Source organism: Mesorhizobium sp. M7A.F.Ca.CA.002.04.1.1, from assembly GCF_004022805.1.
Lineage (GTDB): Bacteria > Pseudomonadota > Alphaproteobacteria > Rhizobiales > Rhizobiaceae > Mesorhizobium > Mesorhizobium ciceri.
Window position 1 is genome coordinate 1 of sequence record NZ_RZPL01000529.1, and the last position, 4153, is coordinate 4153.

Here is a 4153-nt window from a genome sequence, read left to right on the forward strand (position 1 = left end):
GTACTTGTCGGCGCCGGTCTGGTCCTGCCATTTGCGCGTCTGCAGCTGGCCCTCTACATAGACCTTCATGCCCTTCTTCAAATACTGCTCCGCCACCTTGGCGATGCCCTCATTGAAGATGACGACGTTGTGCCATTCGGTCTTTTCCTTGCGCTCGCCGGAATTCTTGTCACGCCAGCTTTCCGACGTCGCAATGCGAATGTTGACGACCGGCTCGCCCGAGTTGAGGCGACGGATTTCGGGATCCGCGCCGAGGTTGCCGACCAAAATGACCTTGTTGACGCTACCCGCCATGATATTTCTCCGCGCTCATCCGAAACAAATTTTTTTGTCGCAGCACCTTACAGGCTGCAGGCGTCAGCCGCTTGCCGTGGCTGCCTTTACCCACAAGGTTTTTGTTCCCTGTTCGTTCTATGGTGCAGATGACGTTCTGTCAATGTTTGTCAGCAAGATGTAGTGTCCCGGCCGGAAATTTCCATGAAATCGGATCTGACCGGGGGCGATCAAATGAAGTCTGTCGCACATGAGGACCAGCAGCGCGAGCAATGGCGAGCAGGTGTGGAAACACGCATGCATGTGTCGGCCAGCAATGGTGCATCGCAACTTTGCATATTCGAGCAATGGGTCGAGCCCACGGTCGGCGCCCCAACGCATTGGCATCCCGTGGAGGAAGTGCTGACCGTTATCGCCGGTAGGGCTGAGATGTGGATCGACGATGAGCATACAGTCGTGACATCGGGCCAGTCTCTCGTTGTCCCCGCGAACAGGAAACACGGGTTCAAGAACGCCGGCACTGGAACGCTTCACATCCACGCCGTCCTTGCGTCGCCGATTTTCGAGGCGACGTTCGATGGGCCTGCCGGAATGGTGAGACGCTGGCTTCCGACAATCTCGTAAAACAGTGCTTGCCAAATCAATAAGTATTCACTTATGCTTTTGACATGATCGAAGCAGAGATTTTTCGCGCACTGGCCGACCCGACGCGCCGCGCCGTCTTTGAGCGGCTAGCCGCAGGCGAGATGAGCGTGTCGGAATTGCGCACCGGTATGACGGTGTCGCAGCCCGCGGTGTCGCAGCATTTGGCCGTCCTGCGTGGCGCAGGCCTGGTGGTCGAGCGGCGAGCCGGCCGCAACGCCTATTACCGCGCCGATCCGCAGGGGCTCGCTCCCTTGCTCTCCTGGATCGAACGCTACCGGACTTTCTGGCCGGAACGCATCGAAAGGCTGAAGGCGGTTTTGAAGGACATGGATCAATGAACGACAGGGGATCAATGGCCGACGAAAGCCATCGCGAAGTCTCTCCGGATGCGCTCGAGTTCGAGTACGACCTTGCCGAGCCGCCGGAAAAGGTCTGGCGGGCCCTGACCGTACCGGAATTGCTCGCCGCCTGGATGATGCCCAACGACATGAGACCCGAGATCGGCAACCGTTTTGCCTTCGCCGGGACGGGCGCGCCGATCGAATGCGAAATCCTCGACGCCGAACCCGAGAAGTTGCTGCGCTATTCCTGGCGGGAGCAGCCGGGCGACGCAGCCAGGCAGGATCCGCTCGACAGTACCGTCACCTTCACGCTTGCCCGCACCGCTTCCGGCGGCACGCATCTGCGCATCGTCCACGACGGTTTTGCCCGCAAGGCCATGCCGGCCATCGCCATGGCAGGCGCCGGCTGCCGTCTTTCGCTCGGTTTGCGCGCAATTGGAAAGCCCATCGCCGCGAACGCACCGCGCCTTCTGCGCGCGGCATAATAGAAAATCGGAGAAGAAAAATGAGCGGTGTTGCCAGTCTGGTGCCGATGGTCATCGAGCAATCGAGCCGCGGCGAACGCGCCTTCGACATCTTTTCGCGGCTGCTGCGCGAGCGCATCATCTTCATCAACGGCGAGATCAACGACGACATCTCGGCGCTGGTCTGCGCGCAGCTTTTGTCGCTGGAATCGGACAATCCCGACAAGGAGATCTCGCTCTACATCAACTCGCCGGGCGGCGTAGTGACCAGTGGTTTCGCCATCTACGACACGATGCAATATATCAGCTGCCCGGTGTCGACCGTATGCATGGGCTTTGCGGCATCGATGGGCTCGTTCCTGCTGATGGCAGGCACACCGGGGCGCCGGATTTCCCTGCCGAACGCCACCATCCTGCTGCATCAGCCGCTGGGCGGGTTCCAGGGCCAGGCCTCCGACATCCAGCGCCATGCCGAGCGCATCGGCAGGACGAAACGGCACATGGCCGAGCTCTACGCGCAGCATTGCGGCCGTACCTATGAAGAGGTCGAGCGCACGCTGGACCGCGACCACTTCATGACCGCCCGCGAGGCGCAGGCATGGGGCATCGTCGACCATGTTTTCGACACGCGCAAAAAGGCGGCGTAAGCCAGGGCCGGAGCGGAGTCCGGCCGGCTGCCGAAGATTTGACGATGCCGGTCTGGTTCCATCGGCGGCGCGCCACTATAGTCCTGGGATGACCGACACTCATCCTTCCAGACCACTGCGCCCCGTCATCGCCGTCGTGGTGCTCGCTTTTGCCAGTCTCGTGAGTGGCGCGGCTCTTGCAGAGGACAGTTCGCCGTCGACGCAAAAAAGCGCCCTGCCCGGCGTGACCGGCGACTACCGCATCGCCAAGCCGGCTCCCGAGCCGGACGATGCGCTGCCGGCCGGCGAGAACGGCACATTCAAGATCGGCGATACGGATGTCAGGATTTCCGGCAGCATCACCGTCGATGTCGGCGCCGACTCGATCGGGCCGCCGCGTCACTGAGTGCGCGCGGAAATGAGCGTTCCCCACATAAAACGGCCCCGCCGTGCCTTGGGCAAACGGACGGGGCCTTCTGGATCTCAAATCCAACTTTGCCGGGAGTGTACTGCCGGCGTTTGATTTCGGATGCACCGCGGCGTTCGGCCGACGATCCGACTAGCAGTCTCTGATTTTTAGGGGATATGGCAGGTCACGGTTTGCCGGGTGGCGCAGACGCTAAACCCTGGCACTTATGCCTGCCGCGGCTCCAGTGACAACTGGAACCCTAGGGGACGATCCGGTGGCGTCATAGCTCCGCTCCTCTGTCCGTTGCGATTGTTGTCAATTCGAAGCACAAATCGCAAATGCCTGCGGCGTCTCGCAGGCCGCCTTTGGGCGGCGAGGCCATCGAAAGACGGCCGGCTTCGTTGACTTCCGGAGACTGCGCTCCTGGGTTGCCCGCGTCAACCATCAATAGCCGGTTACCGAAAAACGTGATCGCCGGGAGGTTACGTACAAGTCAGTTTTTGCACAGCTTTGTCAGGAGCGTGTTCGGCCTTTGTTCTTTCCGCTTGCCCGTTCACGCGAAAGACGCTTAAACGCTTTTGTCGGGAATTGTGGCGTCTCTCGACGTGGCGGCAAAACTACCTACATAGGGGATGGCCGGGAAAACCCGCCATTCCAGGAAATTCCAGATTCTGAGGCGGCGACCGGCTATGGCCGACCATAAATATCTTTCCATTCGCGGGGCGCGCGAACACAATCTGAAGAATGTCGATCTCGACCTGCCGCGTGACAGCCTGATTGTCATGACCGGCCTGTCGGGGTCCGGCAAGTCATCGCTTGCCTTCGACACGATCTATGCCGAGGGCCAGCGCCGCTACGTCGAAAGCCTGTCGGCCTACGCGCGGCAATTCCTCGAAATGATGCAGAAGCCTGACGTCGACCAGATCGACGGCCTGTCGCCTGCCATTTCCATCGAGCAGAAGACCACATCGAAGAACCCGCGTTCGACGGTCGGCACCGTCACCGAGATCTACGACTATATGCGCCTGCTTTTTGCGCGCGTCGGCATCCCCTATTCGCCGGCCACCGGCCTGCCGATCGAGAGCCAGACGGTTTCGCAGATGGTCGACCGCGTGCTGGCGATCGAGGAAGGCACGCGCCTGTTCATTCTGGCGCCGATGGTGCGCGGCCGCAAAGGCGAGTACCGCAAGGAGTTGCTGGAACTGCAGAAGAAGGGCTTTCAGCGCGTCAAGGTCGACGGCGTCTTCTATGAGATCGCCGACGTGCCGGCGCTGGACAAGAAGTACAAGCATGACCTCGATGTCGTCGTCGACCGCATCGTCGTGCGCGACGATCTCGCGACGCGGCTTGCCGATTCCATCGAAACGGCGCTGCAGCTGGCCGATGGGCTGGCGG

General features: G+C 60.9%; 6 protein-coding genes and 1 pseudogene. 6 read left to right on the forward strand and 1 reads right to left on the reverse strand.

Annotated features, from left to right (window positions below; translation table 11 throughout):
* On the reverse strand, window positions 1–294 hold a 294-nt coding region (gene ssb / locus ENZ75_RS23415), incomplete at its 3' end, for a single-stranded DNA-binding protein (protein ID WP_128278343.1).
* 183 nt (window positions 295–477) lie between these two features.
* Here ssb and ENZ75_RS23420 point away from each other — a divergent pair.
* The 6 genes and pseudogenes from ENZ75_RS23420 to ENZ75_RS23445 all read left to right on the forward strand — a co-directional run.
* Window positions 478–897 carry a cupin domain-containing protein gene (locus tag ENZ75_RS23420; RefSeq protein ID WP_013531835.1) on the forward strand — a complete coding sequence of 140 codons (420 nt, stop codon included), beginning with the start codon at window positions 478–480 and terminating at the stop codon, window positions 895–897.
* Window positions 898–941: 44 nt separating this feature from the next.
* On the forward strand, window positions 942–1256 hold the full coding sequence (locus ENZ75_RS23425) for a metalloregulator ArsR/SmtB family transcription factor (protein WP_013531836.1): 315 nt from the start codon (window positions 942–944) through the stop codon (window positions 1254–1256).
* Window positions 1253–1744 (forward strand): SRPBCC domain-containing protein, encoded by a 492-nt coding sequence (locus ENZ75_RS23430; protein ID WP_063167935.1) that lies wholly within the window; start codon window positions 1253–1255, stop codon window positions 1742–1744. Before ENZ75_RS23425 ends, ENZ75_RS23430 begins: the two co-directional genes overlap by 4 nt.
* A 20-nt stretch (window positions 1745–1764) precedes the next feature.
* On the forward strand, window positions 1765–2370 hold the full coding sequence (locus tag ENZ75_RS23435; RefSeq protein ID WP_063167934.1) for an ATP-dependent Clp protease proteolytic subunit: 606 nt from the start codon (window positions 1765–1767) through the stop codon (window positions 2368–2370).
* 88 nt (window positions 2371–2458) lie between these two features.
* Window positions 2459–2755: a hypothetical protein gene (locus ENZ75_RS23440; protein WP_063167933.1), complete on the forward strand. Its 297-nt coding sequence runs from the start codon at window positions 2459–2461 to the stop codon at window positions 2753–2755.
* 692 nt (window positions 2756–3447) lie between these two features.
* Window positions 3448–4153 (forward strand): annotated as a pseudogene (locus ENZ75_RS23445) (excinuclease ABC subunit A); the annotation flags it as partial.

Bases quoted from the DNA above. Each gene is read 5' to 3' on its own strand.
- ENZ75_RS23420 (WP_013531835.1), top strand. From the start codon at position 478: ATGAAATCGGATCTGACCGGGGGCGATCAAATGAAGTCTGTCGCACAT.
- ENZ75_RS23425 (WP_013531836.1), top strand. From the start codon at position 942: ATGATCGAAGCAGAGATTTTTCGCGCACTGGCCGACCCGACGCGCCGC.
- ENZ75_RS23430 (WP_063167935.1), top strand. From the start codon at position 1,253: ATGAACGACAGGGGATCAATGGCCGACGAAAGCCATCGCGAAGTCTCT.
- ENZ75_RS23435 (WP_063167934.1), top strand. From the start codon at position 1,765: ATGAGCGGTGTTGCCAGTCTGGTGCCGATGGTCATCGAGCAATCGAGC.
- ENZ75_RS23440 (WP_063167933.1), top strand. From the start codon at position 2,459: ATGACCGACACTCATCCTTCCAGACCACTGCGCCCCGTCATCGCCGTC.